The sequence below is a fragment of the Pseudoalteromonas sp. MIP2626 genome (assembly GCF_013414205.1).
Taxonomy (GTDB): domain Bacteria; phylum Pseudomonadota; class Gammaproteobacteria; order Enterobacterales; family Alteromonadaceae; genus Pseudoalteromonas; species Pseudoalteromonas nigrifaciens.
The window spans coordinates 372,102-389,877 of sequence record NZ_JAATTW010000001.1 but is presented as its reverse complement, the minus strand read 5'-3'; the positions used below and the strand labels follow the sequence as shown (position 1 = coordinate 389,877).

The following is a 17,776-nucleotide window of genomic DNA, read 5'->3' as shown; positions in this document are numbered from 1 at the left end:
CTCTAATCTATTTGTGTAACGGGAATTGCATTTAACTGCCATTTCCAGTTTTGTTTAGTTTCGGCTACAGGGAGCATATCAATGCAATCTACAGGGCAGGGCTCTACGCATAAATCGCAGCCAGTACATTCATCAATTAATACAGTATGCATTTGTCGAGTTGCACCAACAATGGCGTCAACCGGGCATGCTTGTATACACTTGGTACAGCCAATGCATTCGTCTTCGCGAATATAAGCCACCGTTTTAATTGGTTCAGCTTGCTCTCCGCCAGCTAATGGCTTGGGGTCAACGCCCATTAAATCGGCGAGCTTTTTCATGGTGGCTTCGCCGCCAGGAGGGCATTTGTTTATTTCGTCGCCATTGGCAATCGCTTCGGCGTATGGTCTACAGCCAGGGTAGCCACATTGGCCGCATTGAGTTTGCGGTAAAATGGTATCAATTTGTTCAACAATAGGGTTACTTTCTACCCTAAAGCGAATAGCGGCAAACCCTAAAATTAGGCCAAAGACTAATGCCAGTGAGCCTAGTGCTATTAATGCATAAAACAAGGTCATATTAAAACTTCACTAATCCGGTAAATCCCATAAACGCCATCGACATTAAGCCTGCGGTAATTAAGGCAATAGAGGCACCTTTAAAGGGGGTAGGAACATCGGCCGCTGCAAGGCGCTCTCGCAGGGCAGCAAACAATACAAGTACTAACGAAAAACCAACTGCGGCACCAAAACCATAAACCGCCGACTGTAAAAAGGAATGATCTTCTTTAATATTAAGTAATGCAACGCCTAATACAGCACAGTTTGTGGTTATAAGGGGTAAAAATATACCCAGTAAGCGATATAAAGTAGGGCTTGTTTTACGTACTACCATTTCAGTAAATTGTACTACCACGGCGATTACTAAAATAAAGCTCATGGTGCGTAAATAGGTAATATCCAGCGGTATTAAAATATATTGGTTAACTAAATAGCTGGTTACAGAGGCAAGGGTAAGCACAAAAGTGGTAGCCAAAGACATACCTATAGCCGTGTCAAGTTTACTCGACACCCCCATAAACGGGCACAAGCCTAAAAATTGTACCAATACAAAGTTATTAACCAGAACAGTGCCAATCAATAACAATACATATTCTGTCATGTGTGCCTCGCGCTATTAAAATCCAATGCATTATCCATTTTTCTGCCGAGATAAACAACATGTGGAGTAGTTATCAGTCAAATAAATAAGGTAAAATAATTAACGCATAATGAAGATGTAAAATTACTGTAATTTGTTTGTAGAGTTTACTTAACGTTATGGTTTTAGTATGGGTTTAAAGTACTAGGCGGTAGTGAAAATAAAGCAAAAAAGAGCAACAAGTGCTCTTTTTATTAATTAAATAACCTAAACTTTGTTAACTACTGCCTTAGATCAAATGTCTTTAGGTTTTTCTATGTAATAACCTTGTACACCATCTAAGCACAGGGTTTCTATAATGTGCTTTTCTTCTTGGCTTTCGACCCCTTCAGCAAAAACACTCACACCAATTCTGTGTGCTAAGTCGACCATTAAGCGCATAAAATATTGATTGTTTTTATCATCTTCTAAGCCGCGGGTATAACTGGCATCCATTTTAATAAAGTCTGGTTTTAAATCGCGGAAAAACTTAAACGACGTTAAGCCAACACCAAAGCGTTCAACGGTTATGCGAGCACCAACGCGATGAATCATGTCAATAAAGCGTTTACTCGCTTTAATGTTTTGCTGGAGTCCAAACTCGCTTACTTCAAAAACAAGTTTTGATGCAATATGGGTGTCTTTTAATAATCGGCGTTCTAACCAAATTACAAACTGGTCGTTGTGCGCACTTGAAGGCGTAACATTTAAACCAAAAAACTTTTCTGAAAGGTTTCTGCTTTTTATTTTTTCAAGTGAAGAGTCAATAATTAGCCTGTCGATTTCTATAGCCATGTCGAGCTTTTCGGCCATGGCTAAAAATGAGGCTGTAGGCAGCATTTGATTATCTTCGGTTTTAAATCGCACCTGAATTTCAGCATACGCTTTAATATTTTTTCCCAAAGGCATAATATTTTGCATTACTAAATGCACACGTTTTGCTTCAATTACTTCATTTATAACTTTGCGCCAATTTTGATTACCAAATCCAGCACTTACATTATTAATTAAATCGCTTTCGCGTTGTACATGCCAAGCGTTAGCATGTTTTGATTGCGCCATACTCATGGCGTTATCTACTACCGAGAGCAGTTCACCAAGTGGTTTTGCTTTTTCGTAAGCAACAATACCAGTATTAGCTACTGAGCTAAGCTCTTGGGTTTGTTGATACTGAGTAAAGCGAGATTGTAAGTTTTCACCAAAACGTTCGGCTTCTTTTAGCGGTATATTAGGTAATATAGCTACAAAATCAGAGCTGTTAAGTCTAAATACTTGGCTACCAGTATAGGTGCCACTAATGTGCTTAATAATATCAGCCACACCTTTAATGTATTCATCACCTTTTTGATAACCGCGGGTTTGGTTAATCGATTGCAGTTCACTACATCTAATTAAAGCGAGTGTACCAAAAGTGCTTTTTTCGCTGTTTTCTATATTTTTTTCATAATACTCAACAAACATATTCCGATTGCCTAAATCGGTTACGCCGTCTTTATAGGCTTGATGTTTTATTGTGAGTGCTGCATTTTGAAGGTCTTCATTTTTACTTTTCAAAAAGTGCGATAAGCGATTAAAGCTAGGAACTAAGCCCTTTCCTTGGTTTTTGAGCCTGCTTGTGTCAAGGCTTACTTCTAGGTCATGATCTAGCTGGTTTTGATTTATATAAACATCGATAACATCAGCCACGTCCATACTAACTCTTTGATTTACTCTATGAGAAAGGCTCTTCATTAACGCCATAGGAATAAGGACTAAAAAAGTACTAACAAGCACAATAATAAAAAACGCGCTTTGTAATAAGTGTGCAAAGCGTTGCACATTAAGTGTAAATTCTACTTTTATATCAGTATTACTACCGCTTACAAACTGAGGACGTACCGAGTTAAAGTTTGTTTGTACAAATTCGGCAATAAAAGGCAGTGCAGGGGAGTGCGTTACTTTAAATACTTCAGTTCCTTGATTGTCTCTAAGGATGAAGTTTGCAAAAGTATCGTTATTAGTAATAGCGCGTTTAAAATTGTTTGTTGATATATCAGATAAAGTTAAACCATCTATATAGTTTTGAACTGTAGCTTGTGCATTCTTTTGCGCTTCGTTAACTGTGTAATTAAAGCTAATAGCTATAAAATAACTACCAACGGCAACACATGCTAACCAAGAGAGTATTTGTATTAATATGAGTTTTTTAAAGCCTGCCATTTTTTCAATCTTTTAATTGTCAGAAAGGGAAGGAATCAAATCCTTGATTTATAAACTAATCGTAACACGAAAATTGAGTGAATATACTATAGTTATTAATCAGAAAGGGTAGTAGATATTGAGAGGAATGTCTATGGAATTATTAGCTATTGGCTCCCCCTCCCCGACTCGAACGGGGGACCTGCGGATTAACAGTCCGTCGCTCTAACCAACTGAGCTAAGGGGGAACTACTATCATAAACATAAACTTGGCTCCCCCTCCCCGACTCGAACGGGGGACCTGCGGATTAACAGTCCGTCGCTCTAACCAACTGAGCTAAGGGGGAACTACTATGATAAACTTGGCTCCCCCTCCCCGACTCGAACGGGGGACCTGCGGATTAACAGTCCGTCGCTCTAACCAACTGAGCTAAGGGGGAATCGTAAAAAACTTGGCTCCCCCTCCCCGACTCGAACGGGGGACCTGCGGATTAACAGTCCGTCGCTCTAACCAACTGAGCTAAGGGGGAAGCGTCTTGCCTTTCAACGGGGCGAAATATTAATGATCCAGCCGCAAAGTGTCAACACATAAAAGATCATAAATACAAAAAAGAACTCTATTCGTTGTTTTTGTGTTCGATCTGCACGTTTTATAGCACAAATGCCAAAATTAAAGCGCGTGATTTTTATGAAAAAGCACTTTTGTTTTTTAAAATTATTAAATTAAAGGGCGTATTTACTTAATTTAAAATACAAAAAACAGCCATTACACCTAAAAATAGTGCTCAATATTATAAAAACATTACCGTAAAGTGCTTACACAGGCAGTGTGGTTTTTAAAATTTAACGCTTAAAATCGATTTAATACTTAAATTTTATAACAAACGAATACGGCAAAAATTAAAAACATCTTTATTTAATTACGTATTAGCTAATAATTAGCCAACCGTAAAGGTTTGTACAAAAACAACACAATCAATAGCTTAAATAATATTATTTACACCTTTAGGTTACTTAAAAATGCAGTGATTGCAGCTAGCAGCAAGCTTTACATTAAAGCCCAAGAAAGTTTTCATATTGGTAACGTGGATAAGTTTAATACGGCATTTTATTTGATCCCCCGTAACCCCTTTATAAATGCGGCTTTGAATGAGTTATCCACGGTTTCTGTGGATAACTCTGTTTATTAAACTTTATGAACTTCAGTACCCCCAGTATTTTAGGGGGCTGCAACGATTTCAAGTCTTTAAAAATGTTTTTTTAAATCATTAAAAAACAGTGCGTTACAAATTGATGCTGAAAGCGACTCTAACGATAAGTAAAACTTTTCGTGACGATAAAGTAAAAAAATATGTTGTGTGATAATGCACCATTTATGAAGCATTAAATGTTATAAAAGTAATTTAAATGATCTATATTTGTTTTTTGGCGCTCTCAGGGTGAATTTATACGCTAAGGCTTAAAAATCAAGCTTTACTCCTTGGTTGGGTATTTAGTTCTCTATACTCAATAAAGCATGGCTTGAATTGCCCAGATGCTTTAAAATGTTTAGCTCAGTAAAAAGAGGCCAACTTATTCTATGCGCGTAATTTCAGAAAAACATACTCGCCCTGATTTACTCAATGATCCTATCTCGCCAACACTAAAAAAAATGACCATTCCAATGATATTTGGTTTGGTGTCTTTGATGATGTTTAACATTGTTGATACGTTTTTTATTAGCTTATTAGGAACAGAGCCATTAGCAGCTGTGAGCTTTACATTTCCGGTTACTTTTATGGTAATAAGCTTAGCCATTGGCTTGGGCATAGGCACTTCTGCGGTTATAGCAAAAGCCTTGGGCAGCCACAAAGTAAATGAAGCACGTTTTGATGCCAGTGTTTCTTTATTAGTAGCTGTGGTTTTGGTACTTATATTATCTTTTTTTGGTTATGTGTTTATTGACCCCATATTTACCTTATTAGGGGCCGGTGAAAACGTATTACCGCTAATACACCAGTATATGAATATATGGTTTTTAGGCAGCGTGTGTTTAATAACACCTATGATTGGCAACTCGGTATTACGTGCCAGCGGCGACACTAAAACCCCTAGCTTAGTTATGGGTGGGGCAGGGCTAATAAATGCCATTTGCGATCCCATACTTATTTTTGGCTTTGGACCAATTCCGGCATTAGGTATTGAAGGCGCGGCTATTTCTAGTGTTATTGCCTGGTCGGTAGCGGTAGTCGTTATTTTATATATATTACTAAAAAAACGTTTATTGAGCTTAAAAGCAGGTAAGCAAACGGTTATTGGCGCTATTAGTAAAATATTAAAAATTGGGTTGCCAGCAGCAGGGGCAAATATGCTTACGCCAGTTGCAATGGCGGTAATGACCGCATTAGTAGCTCACCATGGACCCGAAGCGGTTGCTGCATTTGGGGTAGGGAGCAAAATAGAATCTATTGCCAGCTTGTTGGTATTGGCGCTGTCGATGACATTACCGCCATTTATAAGCCAAAACTTTGGTGCCAGTAAATTATCAAGAGTGAAAGACGCTTATATTGGTACATTAAAATTTGTAATGGTATGGCAGTTTATTATTTATATATTACTAATTGCTAGTGCAGGCGTGTTAAGCCAGTTATTTGGTAAAGAACAAGCCGTTATTGATGTTATAAAACTATTTATTTACACCATCCCATTAAGTTACGGCTTACAAGGGGTGATCATATTATCAAACTCATCGTTTAATGCTTTGCATAAACCGATGAATGCGTTGTTTTTAAGTGTTATTCGCTTATTTATTTTTTATTTACCCTTTGCGTATATAGGCAACGAACTTGCTGGCTTATTGGGGTTATTTATTGGCGCTGCTGTGGGTAACTTATTTACCGCTTTGGTAGCCTATAAATGGTTTATGAAAGAGCTTGAAACATTAAGTAGTCAATCGTTACAGGAGTGCAGTCATTGAGCGATCATTTTCAACTAAAGTCACACTTTAAGCCTGCGGGAGATCAGCCTACCGCGATTGCGCAGTTATGCGAAGGGCTTGAAGCCGGGCTTGCTCATCAAACCTTGCTAGGTGCTACCGGTACAGGTAAAACCTTTACCATGGCTAACATTATTAACGACTTAAACCGTCCAACCATAATAATGGCACATAACAAAACCTTAGCCGCGCAACTTTATGGGGAAATGAAAGAGTTTTTTCCTAAAAACGCAGTTGAATATTTTGTTTCTTATTATGATTATTACCAGCCAGAAGCCTATGTGGTTTCTAGTGATACGTTTATAGAAAAAGACGCATCCATTAACGAGCACATTGAGCAAATGCGTTTAAGTGCTACAAAAGCGCTGCTTGAGCGCCGCGATACTATTATTGTAGCCTCAGTGTCGGCCATTTATGGTTTGGGCGATCCAAAATCATACATGAAAATGATGCTACTTTTAAAAGTGGGCGAAAAAGTGGATCAGCGCGACATGCTACGCCGCTTAGCCGAAATACAATATACCCGTAACGATGTAGACTTTAGCCGCGGCACATACCGAGTACGTGGCGAAGTGGTTGATATATTTCCTGCAGAATCAAGCACATTTGCAATACGTGTAGAGATGTTTGATGACGAAATAGAACGCTTAAGTATTTTTGACCCCCTTACTGGCGCAATTGAAAAACACATAGTGCGCACCACTATTTACCCTAAAACACACTATGTAACCCCGCGTGAAAAAATTCTTGGGGCTATCGAAAAAATACAAGAAGAGTTAAAAGATCGCCGAGCGCAGCTATTAAGTGCTAACAAATTAGTAGAAGAGCAACGCGTAACGCAGCGTACGCAGTACGACATTGAAATGATGCGCGAGCTAGGTTATTGCTCGGGTATAGAAAACTACAGCCGTTACTTATCGGGGCGTACACCGGGCGACCCGCCGCCAACTTTACTTGATTATTTACCCGACGATGCATTAATGATTATTGATGAATCGCATGTAACTGTGTCGCAAATCGGCGCTATGTACAAAGGCGACAGAAGCCGTAAAGAAAACCTGGTTGAATATGGTTTTAGAATGCCATCGGCCATGGATAATCGGCCACTGCGCTTTGAAGAATTTGAAGCTATTTCGCCACAAACAATTTATGTATCGGCAACCCCGGGCGACTTTGAATTAGATCGTTGCGTAGGCGCAATTGCAGAGCAAGTAATTCGTCCAACAGGACTGCTTGATCCACTTATTGAAGTGCGCCCAGTGGGGGACCAGGTTGACGACTTGCTTTCAGAAATTTATAAAAGTGTTGAAAAAGGTGAACGCGTACTGGTTACCACGCTAACCAAACGTATGTCGGAGGATTTAACCGACTACTTAAGTGAGCACAATGTAAAAGTGCGCTACCTCCACTCAGACATAGACACCGTAGAGCGAGTCGAAATTATTCGCGATTTACGCGCTGGAGTGTTTGATGTGTTAGTAGGTATTAACTTACTACGTGAAGGCCTCGATATGCCTGAGGTAGCACTAGTAGCAATACTTGATGCCGATAAAGAAGGCTTTTTACGCTCAGCGCGTTCCATTATTCAAACCGTAGGCCGCGCCGCACGTCATTTAGAAGGGCGCGCAATTTTATACGGTGACCGAATTACAAAATCGATGGCTAAGGCGATGGACGAAACCGCACGTAGGCGCGAAATTCAACATGCTTATAATATTGAACACGGTATTGAACCACATTCGTTAGCCAAAAAGATTCTAGATTCGATGGACGTAGGCGAAGAAGCAGGGTCAAAAGATAACCTTAGACTCATTCGTAAAGAGTCTAAAAAAGTACTTAGTGCTAAAGAAATCACAGTGCAAATTAAGCAACTCGACAGTAAAATGCACGCTTACGCCAGTGATCTAGAATTTGAAAAAGCAGCCTCAGTGCGTGATGAAATACACGAACTCCAACAACAGTTGATAAATTAATTATGACCCCTAATTTTACTCCACTTATTGACGCATTAGCCAATGCCCCTTTATTAAAAAACGAGCTGTGCCGCGTGTTTCATGGCCGCGGCCATAGCGTAGCAGCGCTGAGCCATATTAACTTAGACTTTTACCCACCTAGTTTGTTTTTAGTCTCTTATGATGAAATAGATGAGCCAACGCTGAGCGAACTAACCAGTGTGCTGTGGCAATGGGGGCAGCAGCATCACCCTGAGCTTATTACTGCTCTTGTGTATCAGCAACGCGCGGGTGTACAAAGCCAAAACACTCTGGTTTATGGGCAATTGCCTAGCCAGCATGTGGTAAAAGAAAACGGTATTGGCTTTTTAGTTGATTTAACCAGCCGCCAAAATACCGGAATATTTCCTGATATGCGCAGCGGACGTGAGTTTGTGCAAGCAAACAGTAAACAGGCAAAAGTGCTTAACTTATTTTCGTATACCTGTGGGTTTTCGCTGGCGGCAATGCAAGGCGGAGCCGATCATGTAATGAACATGGATATGAGCAAAGGCGTGCTTAGAGTGGGTAAACAAAATCATCAGCTCAATGGCTTTGATAAAGGGGTGAGCTTTTTACCGCATGATATTTTAAAGTCGTTTGGTAAATTAAAAAAAGCAGCACCGTTTGATCTCATTATTGTTGATCCGCCAAGCTTTCAAAAAGGCAGCTTTATTTTAACGAAAGACTATCAAAAAGTGCTGCGCAGGTTACCTGAGCTATTAAGCGATACAACGCAGCTATTACTTTGCGCTAACAGCCCAGAGCTTAGTGAAGAGGCTTTTAAAGCCTTAATTACAGAGCACACAGAGGGCGCTATTGAGTTTGTTGAGCGTTTAGCTGCTACAGAGCGTTTTATTGAAGTAGACCGTGACAGAAGCTTAAAAGCACTTGTTTATAAAACGTCGCAAACAGCAGCCTAACTTAAATTGTGACTATTAATTAATAACCAGTTTTTAGTTAATAGTTACCAGTAAAAAATGAGCCGTGGCGCAATGTTTAATACATGCGCCATTTTTATTACTAAGGCGTTATTTACCCTAAAACAGCGTTTATGAGGGAAGTGGGTAGTTTTATTTTTAAGGCAGGCATTCCTGCACCCGATCATCACAAACACAGAGCTTAATTAATTAAATATTAGCCACTTAGAATTGCACATAAAAGTGATCTAATATCATCGTTAATAACGTAAATAGCTACAGACAATACATTGCCATGTGCGAACCAATTTATGCCAAATAAAAACACCCACTCTATACCTTTCGTCAATAATAAAAAATGGCAATACAGTTACGAGCAGCCAATATCGTATGCCCCTTTAGTGCAATTAAAAAATAATAATTGGGTTGTTCCACAGCATTTTTTACGCTACCAACACACACTTGAAAGTGTTAACACGGTGCTTGAAAATATCGACTTTTCGGCGCACTTCAGAGTGGTTGCTGCTCAGCAAAATGAACAGCTTTACTTACAAGTGGCAGTGCTTAGCCCAGACAATTATTCAAATAATTCAACCAGCGAATCAAACAGTGAATCAAATAATACTCGGGCAAAAAAATTATTATTTGGCAGGCGCTGGCTAGTAGAAAAAAACCTACCGACTTCAGAGCTTATTCAAACTGCATTTTTAGCACTTAAAATAGCACGGGAACACGAAGTGCGAGAGCTGTTGCAGTTAACGCATAAAGGGGCAACAAGTACGCCATTTAATAACCACCACGACTTGTCATTAATGGCGCAAAACCCTGAGCTGGTAAGTAATAATAGTGATCAAGCGAGCGCTCAATCAGTAGCTAAACGGCTAATATTTGCTGGTATGGGTATAGAGCTTAAAAACCATCAAGTAATAACCAGTGAGCAGCATTTATATACGCTTGAGCTTAACTGTAGTGATTGCCAATTAAATGAGTTTAATAATAAAACCATAGCATTTTTAACAACCGATACGTCGGCAAATAGCTTTTTACATGGCTTTATTACAGCGCTGGTAGCCATTAGCAATGAGTATGTAAGTGAGCACTTTAAATATAAAAATTTTGCACGCTTTAGCAAACAGGTAATAGCCGAGCAAATAGGGGAATTAAGTATAGCTATACGTTCGCCAGACGCGGTAGGCTTGTGCTCTATGGGCAAGCAGCACGCTAACCAATTAAACTTTGAAATAGATAGCACCCGAGCACCACAAGGCTGCGGTCAGGTTATTGGTGGTTTTTTAGCTGCCCACGGTATTGAGCAGCCAGAAAACGCTCATTTATATGAAAATTATTTATAACTTATTTATTTCTTGTTTTACGTCAAAACTTGAATCGGTAACTATGGTTTCAAGAGTTTGCACACGCTCTTTTAATGCTTGAACTTGTGCACTTACTTCAGCAAGGTGCTTATTAGCATCGCTATTATTATTTTGCATACGGTGTTTAAATTCTAAATGTTTTTTGTACATATCGTATATGACTCCAGAGCCAACAGATATAAGTACAATTAATACAATCATGGTAGTGCCCGACATAACCGCTTCCTATTAATTACTTTGGTTAAAGTATAACCGTAATACATTTACGATAAAGCGCCTAATTGTAACTTTATTTTTCTAAATGTTGATTGCCGGTGTGCTGGTAGTTTATACATTGGCTATATTGTGTAATGATTAAGCAAAGAGTTTGCCCCTTGTATTAACTAATTAAGTGAGCTGCTATGTTAAATAATAAAATTCCCCCACTTGTTGTTGTGCTTTTTTTTGCATTAATAATGGCCTTAATTGCACATTATAGTGTGATTGATTTTAGTGCCTTTATTTTATATTTAACGGTGAGTTTAGTAACTATAGGCTGCGTGTTTTGTATTGCCGGATTGGTTAGTTTTCGTTTGGCAAGCACCACAGTAAACCCAAGTAAACCAGAACAAGCAACAAATTTAGTTACCAGTGGCGTTTATAGGTTTTCTCGTAACCCTATGTATGTGGGTTTTGTATTTATACTACTAGGGTGGGGTATTTGGTTAAGCTCGTTATGGGCACTTTTGTGTGTGGCGGGGTTTATTGCCTACTTAACACTATTTCAAATTATTCCTGAAGAGCGAGCGCTTACTAAGCTCTTTGGTGAGGATTACACCCAATACAAAAACAAAGTAAAACGCTGGCTATAAATAATAACTAAATAAACAAGCACCCATAAAAAAGGCTATCGATGATAGCCTTAATAAACTGTTTATTCGTATTCTAACGGGTCGGTTAAGTTATTTACCGCAAATGCTTCTAAGCGCTCTTGGCATGCTCCACATTTACCACAGGCTTTTTCACGGCCGTTATAACAGGTCCATGTTTGGCTGTAATCTAAGCCCATTGCAATACCATCGGTTAAAATATCAATTTTTGTATTGTTTAAATACGGGCTAAAAATTTCTACGGCATCGTAGTTGGCAATGCGGCACACATCATCCATTTTTTGCACAAATTCAGGACGACAATCAGGGTAAATAGCATGATCCCCAGAGTGGGCACCATAATAAACTTGGCTCGCTTTAAGCGACACTGCATAACCTACCGCTAAAGACAGTAAAATCATATTACGGTTTGGCACTATTGTGCTTTTCATACTGTCTTCTTCGTAATGACCTTCGGGTACTTCAATATCATCAGTTAAAGATGAGCCGCCAATAATTTGATTAATAGCCGAAATATCAACAATTTTGTGTGGCACATTTAATTGCTTACATACCTGGGCTGCCACTTTAAGTTCTTTTACATGACGCTGACCATAGTCAAACGATAAGGCATAAACATCATGTCCTTGTTGCAGGGCCTTATTTAATACGGTAAATGAATCCATACCGCCGGAATAAATAACTACTACTTTTTGCGTCATATCTGGTTTTGCTCTTTAGTTTTAATAGAGGTTTATATCAGGGCACGATATACTACATGCCCACGGCATAAATAACAATTTTTGCGCTGCGCTATTTAGTCCTTAATGGTAGCAATTTTGCTGCTTGATCGTAAGTGAGTTCTCTTTTGTACAAAATAAATGAAGTGTTTGAAACCATCCAAGGTGAAGCTAGTTTTACTGGTACACCGTCTATATTTTTGCGTTTGCAAGGTTGCCCAGTAGGGTGCTCTTGGTGCGATACAAAACAAACATGGGATGTTGATAATGTGTACAAAGTGTCGCTTGACGAAACAGTAGAAAAAAAGGCCGACTCAGATCATTGGGCACAAGCCAGTGCAGCAAACATATTAGCGTTATTTCAATCACGTGGTTATACCGCAAAGCATGTGGTGATCACAGGTGGCGAGCCTTGCATGTACGACTTAAACCCAGTGTGTAATTTATTGCACGAAAACGGTTTTAGCACGCAAATAGAAACCAGCGGCACCTTTGAAATACTTGCCCCAGCGCAAACATGGGTTACAGTATCGCCAAAAATTAATATGCGCGGCGGTTTTGAGGTACTTACAACCGCCATGCAGCGCGCCGACGAAATTAAACACCCTATTGCCATGCAAAAGCATGTTGAGGAGCTAGAAGAGCTGTTTGCTAAAACAGGTGTTAATCCTAAATTGGTTTATTTACAGCCTATTAGCCAAAAAGAGTCTGCAACTAAATTGGCTATTAAAACCTGTATTGCTAAAAACTGGCGCTTATCAATTCAAGTACATAAGTATTTAGGGATTAGTTAATACCTGCTCCACATAAAGCTATATTACGTAGGTCGGATAAGCGAAACGCTATCCGACAACCCTTAATTACATCTACCCTAAAGCTTACTTCGCTAATAGTGCTTATTAGTTTACTATGCGCCACCCAAATTACTTACCCTTTAATAGCTAGGCTAATATGTCCGCAAATGCTTTATACACAGATCTCTCTGGTTACTATGATTTAATGTGCGCTGATATAGATTATCAAGCCCAAAGCCATTTTATTAAACGGTTACACCAAATTTTTGGTAATGGCGCAAATACACACCTAGATTTAGCGTGCGGCACAGGCCCGCATGTAAGGCATTTTATTGATTTTGGCTATATAAGCAGTGGCCTCGACATTAATCAACCTATGCTAGATAGAGCCGCTATTCGCTGCCCAGAAGCGCAATTTACATTGCAAAATATGAGCGAGTTTACCGTAGCGCAGCAGCAAAATTTAATTACCTGTTTTTTGTATTCAATTCACTATTGCGATGGTATTGAAAAATTAAAAGCATGTATCATTAGCGCACATAACGCACTAAAAACCGGTGGTATGTTGTGTTTTAACGCGGTTGATAAAAATACTATAAATAACGATTCATTTGTAAAACATACAGCGACTAGCGAAAATAGTTTATTTACCTTCAGCTCTGGTTGGCATTACAGTGGCGCGGGCGAAAAACAGTCGCTAAAACTGCGTATTGAAAAAGTCACAAGCGCTGAAACATTCATCTGGAACGATGAGCACCCTATGGTGGCGCTTAGCTTCACTGAGCTAAAAGCAGTCTTGCAGCCTTATTTCGAAATCCATATGTTTGAGCATAACTATGAGCAAATAACCCCGTGGAATGGCAATTCGGGCAATGCTATTTTTGTTTGCGTAAAAATTTAAGACAAACGACGTTGGTTGGGTAGAGCGCAGCGAAACCCAACGAATACGCACCTCCCCTAATAAACCCGCATTATATATTTGAAAACGTAGGTCGGATAAGCGAAGCGCCATCCGACACAGCAAAATACCTTACCAATTATTATCAGCATTTAGCATTGTCGTACGATTGGAGAACAGTCGTTATTAATTTATCGTGATGTCTGAAGTCCAAATTTGACTCCTTTCCCTTTGTCTGTTTGCTTTGTCTCCACAGGCGGCATTTTTTCACGTGGCCTTGCTGAGCGGTGGCAATTTGTGCCGATATTTTATCTAATGCATAGTATTAACTTATCAATGGCTTTATCTTATAGTATAAAAATTCTACTCTATCGGCAGTAAAACAGCTGGCGAAAAACAGTTGCCGCTAAAACACAAAAGCAGGAAAACTATGAAAACACTGTTAATTGTTGCCCATGCGCCCTCTAAAAATACCCAGTTAATGGTTAATGCTGTTTTGAGAGGGGCGCAGCACCCTGATATTGAGCAAGTACAAGCCCGCTGGGTATCACCATTAAACGCTACACCTGAAGATGTATTAGCTTGCGATGCGATAATTATGGGCACGACAGAAAACCTCGGCTATATGAGTGGTGCATTGAAAGATTTTTTTGACCGCTGTTATTATCCTTGCTTAGATGTAAAACAGAGTTTGCCTTGTGCATTATTTGTTCGTGCTGGTAACGATGGCACTGGTACTTGCCGAGCAGTTGAATCAATCTGTAACGGCTTGCGTTGGCACTGGGCTCATCCGCCCTTAGTGTGCCGTGGCGACTGGCAACCAGCGTTTATTGACCAATGCGAAGAGTTAGGTATGACCATAGCTGCCGGGCTTGATGTGGGTATTTATTAATGGGCCATAACACTGAATAACCCCGCGGCTTACCCAGGCTGAGTATACTTACCTGCGCTAATATGCTAAGGTCAAAATTAAAATAATTGTAGGGGAAACAAAATGTTAGCAGAATCAGAATATACGATGAATAACTTGTTTGCGCAATTAGGATTAGACAGTTCGGATGACGCCATTAATGAGTTTATCGAAAAAAACCAATTGGCAGCGGGCGAATCATTAAAAGAATCTAAAATTTGGAATGATAGCCAACGCACGTTTCTCCAAGAGGAATGGGATAAAAACAGCATGTGGACTCAAGTCATCGATGATTTAAATTTACTTTTATCAAACGTCGCTGAGTAAAAAGTTATTGTAGTTATCAGATAATAAATATGTCGATCATGAGCGTAGCAAATATAGCGCACCGCTCAGGCGGCTAATAGTTGCTGTGAGTTCGCCTTTCGATGAAAAATATAATTTAATTAACACGTACAAAAAAGCGTTGCCCTTGAGCAACGCTTTTTTGTGTCTAATTTCTAACAGCGAGTAACTTACTCTGCCGCGAGATAATCCAACACTACTTGATGGTGATCTTTGGTTTTAAACTTATCAAACAGGTGTTTAATTTTGCCGTCTTGACCGATTAAAAATGTCAGGCGGTGAATACCATCGTATTCTTTACCCATAAATTTTTTGTAGCCCCAAATCCCAAATGCGTCTGCAATGGCATGATCTTCATCTGAGAGTAAATCGAAGTTAAGTTCTTTTTTAGTTTCGAAGTTTTTAAGGCGTTTAATTGGATCTGGGCTTATGCCTACTACGCGGGTGTTAAATTTTGCCAGCTCTGCTTGCTGGTCGCGTAGGTTTTCGGCTTGTACGGTACAGCCAGGTGTTGACGCCTTAGGGTAAAAGTAAACCAGTACCTGTTGCTGTTTTAACAACTCGCTTAAAGTAATTGTTTCGTCGTTTTGGTTTTGTAAGCTAAAAGCGGGGGCGTTATCGCCGGCTTGTAATGGGCTGATTTTGTTCATACTTGCTCCTTAATTTAACGAATACGTCTAAATATATAGTCTACATTGAGAAGGTGAGAAAGTTTTTCAAAACTAATTTTAAATTGGTCTACATCTACTTCAACAGGAATATTAAACTCTAGTTCACAACGCATTCTCATTACTGCTTCTTCGTCATCATAAGTGTCTGACTTTAATGAGCAAATAATAATATTGTTGTCTGCAAAAAAGCGCGTAACTTTACTCAAAGTACCGGGTGTGTCGGTGCCTGTGTATTCTAGTGTATAACCGGCGCGAAATGTTCCTTGGTTATGACTTGCTGTGCGCTTCATCATAGTGAGCAAACCCAGTTCCATCGCTTTAGTAGGTAGGGTGTGTTCTATGCGGCTAATGGCCGACATATCACCGCTAAGTAGCATGATAAATGTAAATTCGTTACCTAAAATAGCAATGCGGCTATCTATTATATTACAGTGGCAATCGCTTACTAGCTGAGTTAACTCACTAACTATGCCAGACCTGTCTTCGCCAATAGCTGTTAAAACAATTTGATGATTTGAGTGTGCAGTCATGGGTTTAAATACCTAAGTTACTTGAATTACAACAGCGCAGTTGGCAACACAAAAAGTAAACACATAAAGTTGCGTGGCGGCGAAGTTTAACACAAAAACGCGTTTAAACTACACAGGCTGCTAATTTAGCAGTTTAAAAGTACAGTGTTTCTTGTTTTTACAAGCATGGGAAAGTACCATAGCCCAAATGTGTCTATTTGTTGCTTACTTTTGTTAACAGAGGTGAGTATTAAGCAACCAGACAACCAAATTATAACTGTAAAGTTAATATTGATTTTACACTGAACCAAATCGGCATTACCCACTCATATACTTGTTAAAACAATTAAAGGGTATGCTAAGGAGAAATATCTGTGCAGTATTGGATCCCAAAAGCACTAACAGTAAGTGTATTGGTAAGTTTATCAGGATGTAGTGTATTTACTAATGATGCACATGACGAGCGTAATTATCGCGCTCATGAAGCAGTTAAAGTGCCTGCATCGTTATCACAACCCGCTCAAGATCCAACATATAAAATGGATGTAGGCCAATATAGTAATAATCCAGATGCTACAAATTACCGTCCGCCGGCTCAGGTACTTACAGTAGCAAAGGGTAGTTGGGTTGAAGAAACAGATAAAAACGCCCGTGTTTATTTTGATAAAAACGATGGCATTGATGACCTAGATGAGTTTATTTGGGAGTCTATTAATGCGGTTTTAGCCGACAATAACACGCAAGCGACGAAAGCAGACAAGCTATTAGGCATTATAGAAACAGATTGGTACGCTATTATTAAACCTGAAGAAAGCTGGTTATGGGATAGCGGTGAGAGTGTTGATTTAGAACGCTTTAAATTTACAATTGAAGAAAAATCGCATCAGCGTACGGCTTCATTAAGTGCTGAACTTATTGACTTTAAAGGTGATCAGCCTTTAAGTGATTTATTTAAGCAACAGTTAGAAGTACGTGCACTTAACCAAGTTATTAGCGAGTTTGATTATCGCTATCGTCAACTTGAAGTTGATATGCGCAAACGCCAAGGTATTATTTCTTTAGAGATGGGCTTTGATAACAAAGGTAATGCAGCACTTGTAACTGAGCAGTCGTATGAAGCTGTATTTGACCGTTTTTCAGGGTTTTTAGAACGCTTGTCGTTCACTATCGTAGAAATTAACCAAGATACAGGCTTAATTACCGCAGATTACAAAAAACCAGAGTCAAGTGTATGGGATTCTATTTGGGGTGACGAAGTAACCCAATTACCTATTGATGAAGGTCAATATCAAATATTAGTAAGTAAAACCAAACAAGGCGGCACTAGCCTAACCTGGATGGATGAACAAGGCGATACGCTTGAGCCAGGTACTATGAATGGTTTACAGCAAGCATTAGTGGCTGCACTCATTCAGCGCGGTATTAATATTTAATAATAATAAACTTTTACCACAAAAAGAGCACTTT

At 39.3% G+C, this 17,776-nt stretch carries 17 protein-coding genes and 4 tRNA genes; 10 read left to right on the top strand and 11 right to left on the bottom strand.

All coding sequences use genetic code 11. The features are described from left to right. Positions 1–2: 2 nt before the first annotated feature. The 7 genes from rsxB to HC000_RS01720 all read right to left on the bottom strand — a co-directional run bounded on the left by rsxB (position 3) and on the right by HC000_RS01720 (position 3,866). Complete coding sequence (gene rsxB, locus HC000_RS01750; RefSeq protein ID WP_058373000.1) at positions 3–557, bottom strand: electron transport complex subunit RsxB; 555 nt, start codon at positions 555–557, stop codon at positions 3–5. Position 558: 1 nt separating this feature from the next. Continuing rightward, the gene (gene rsxA / locus HC000_RS01745) at positions 559–1,140 is read right to left on the bottom strand and encodes an electron transport complex subunit RsxA (RefSeq protein WP_011327791.1); all 582 of its coding nucleotides are present in this window, start codon (positions 1,138–1,140) and stop codon (positions 559–561) included. Positions 1,141–1,413: 273 nt separating this feature from the next. After that, positions 1,414–3,357: an EAL domain-containing protein gene (locus HC000_RS01740; protein ID WP_179806763.1), complete on the bottom strand. Its 1,944-nt coding sequence runs from the start codon at positions 3,355–3,357 to the stop codon at positions 1,414–1,416. A gap of 150 nt (positions 3,358–3,507) precedes the next feature. Next, positions 3,508–3,584, bottom strand: a tRNA-Asn gene (locus HC000_RS01735). Positions 3,585–3,606: 22 nt separating this feature from the next. Continuing rightward, positions 3,607–3,683, bottom strand: a tRNA-Asn gene (locus tag HC000_RS01730). A gap of 16 nt (positions 3,684–3,699) precedes the next feature. After that, positions 3,700–3,776: transfer RNA gene (locus HC000_RS01725), tRNA-Asn, on the bottom strand. Positions 3,777–3,789: 13 nt separating this feature from the next. Then, a tRNA-Asn gene (locus HC000_RS01720) sits at positions 3,790–3,866 on the bottom strand. Between the two features lie 1,049 nt (positions 3,867–4,915). On the opposite strand from HC000_RS01720, the gene HC000_RS01715 reads away from it, so the two are divergent. The 4 genes from HC000_RS01715 to HC000_RS01700 all read left to right on the top strand — a co-directional run bounded on the left by HC000_RS01715 (position 4,916) and on the right by HC000_RS01700 (position 10,573). Further along, positions 4,916–6,292, top strand: a complete 1,377-nt coding sequence (locus HC000_RS01715) for an MATE family efflux transporter (RefSeq protein WP_179806762.1) — start codon at positions 4,916–4,918, stop codon at positions 6,290–6,292. Further along, complete coding sequence (gene uvrB / locus HC000_RS01710; protein WP_179806761.1) at positions 6,289–8,283, top strand: excinuclease ABC subunit UvrB; 1,995 nt, start codon at positions 6,289–6,291, stop codon at positions 8,281–8,283. Before HC000_RS01715 ends, uvrB begins: the two co-directional genes overlap by 4 nt. A gap of 2 nt (positions 8,284–8,285) precedes the next feature. Beyond that, positions 8,286–9,224 carry a class I SAM-dependent methyltransferase gene (locus HC000_RS01705; protein WP_179806760.1) on the top strand — a complete coding sequence of 313 codons (939 nt, stop codon included), beginning with the start codon at positions 8,286–8,288 and terminating at the stop codon, positions 9,222–9,224. Positions 9,225–9,532: 308 nt separating this feature from the next. Further along, on the top strand, positions 9,533–10,573 hold the full coding sequence (locus HC000_RS01700; RefSeq protein ID WP_179806759.1) for a hypothetical protein: 1,041 nt from the start codon (positions 9,533–9,535) through the stop codon (positions 10,571–10,573). Here the strand turns inward: HC000_RS01700 and HC000_RS01695 are convergent. After that, entirely contained in the window at positions 10,568–10,810 is a 243-nt protein-coding gene (locus HC000_RS01695; protein ID WP_011327800.1) for a hypothetical protein, read from the bottom strand. The genes HC000_RS01700 and HC000_RS01695 overlap by 6 nt on opposite strands. A 185-nt stretch (positions 10,811–10,995) precedes the next feature. Here HC000_RS01695 and HC000_RS01690 point away from each other — a divergent pair, with 185 nt between their 5' ends. Beyond that, entirely contained in the window at positions 10,996–11,445 is a 450-nt protein-coding gene (locus tag HC000_RS01690; RefSeq protein ID WP_058373006.1) for an isoprenylcysteine carboxylmethyltransferase family protein, read from the top strand. A 62-nt stretch (positions 11,446–11,507) separates the two neighbouring features. Here the strand turns inward: HC000_RS01690 and queC are convergent, their stop codons facing one another. Next, positions 11,508–12,164, bottom strand: a complete 657-nt coding sequence (gene queC / locus HC000_RS01685; protein ID WP_179806758.1) for a 7-cyano-7-deazaguanine synthase QueC — start codon at positions 12,162–12,164, stop codon at positions 11,508–11,510. A 146-nt stretch (positions 12,165–12,310) separates the two neighbouring features. Here queC and queE point away from each other — a divergent pair, with 146 nt between their 5' ends. The 4 genes from queE (at position 12,311) to HC000_RS01665 (ending at position 15,111) form a co-directional block, all read left to right on the top strand. Further along, positions 12,311–12,976: a 7-carboxy-7-deazaguanine synthase QueE gene (gene queE / locus HC000_RS01680; protein WP_058373007.1), complete on the top strand. Its 666-nt coding sequence runs from the start codon at positions 12,311–12,313 to the stop codon at positions 12,974–12,976. 157 nt (positions 12,977–13,133) lie between these two features. Further along, complete coding sequence (locus HC000_RS01675) at positions 13,134–13,877, top strand: class I SAM-dependent methyltransferase (RefSeq protein ID WP_179806757.1); 744 nt, start codon at positions 13,134–13,136, stop codon at positions 13,875–13,877. Positions 13,878–14,304: 427 nt separating this feature from the next. Then, entirely contained in the window at positions 14,305–14,766 is a 462-nt protein-coding gene (locus HC000_RS01670) for a flavodoxin family protein (protein WP_179806756.1), read from the top strand. 102 nt (positions 14,767–14,868) lie between these two features. Further along, positions 14,869–15,111 (top strand): DUF2789 domain-containing protein, encoded by a 243-nt coding sequence (locus HC000_RS01665; protein ID WP_011327807.1) that lies wholly within the window; start codon positions 14,869–14,871, stop codon positions 15,109–15,111. A gap of 188 nt (positions 15,112–15,299) precedes the next feature. Here the strand turns inward: HC000_RS01665 and bcp are convergent, their stop codons facing one another. After that, the gene (gene bcp / locus HC000_RS01660; RefSeq protein ID WP_058373011.1) at positions 15,300–15,779 is read right to left on the bottom strand and encodes a thioredoxin-dependent thiol peroxidase; all 480 of its coding nucleotides are present in this window, start codon (positions 15,777–15,779) and stop codon (positions 15,300–15,302) included. Positions 15,780–15,793: 14 nt separating this feature from the next. Further along, a complete protein-coding gene (locus HC000_RS01655) occupies positions 15,794–16,330 on the bottom strand; it encodes an ACT domain-containing protein (protein WP_179806755.1) in 537 nt (178 codons plus the stop codon). 353 nt (positions 16,331–16,683) lie between these two features. Here HC000_RS01655 and bamC point away from each other — a divergent pair, with 353 nt between their 5' ends. Then, positions 16,684–17,742 carry an outer membrane protein assembly factor BamC gene (bamC, locus tag HC000_RS01650; protein WP_179806754.1) on the top strand — a complete coding sequence of 353 codons (1,059 nt, stop codon included), beginning with the start codon at positions 16,684–16,686 and terminating at the stop codon, positions 17,740–17,742. The last annotated feature ends 34 nt before the right edge of the window (positions 17,743–17,776 follow it).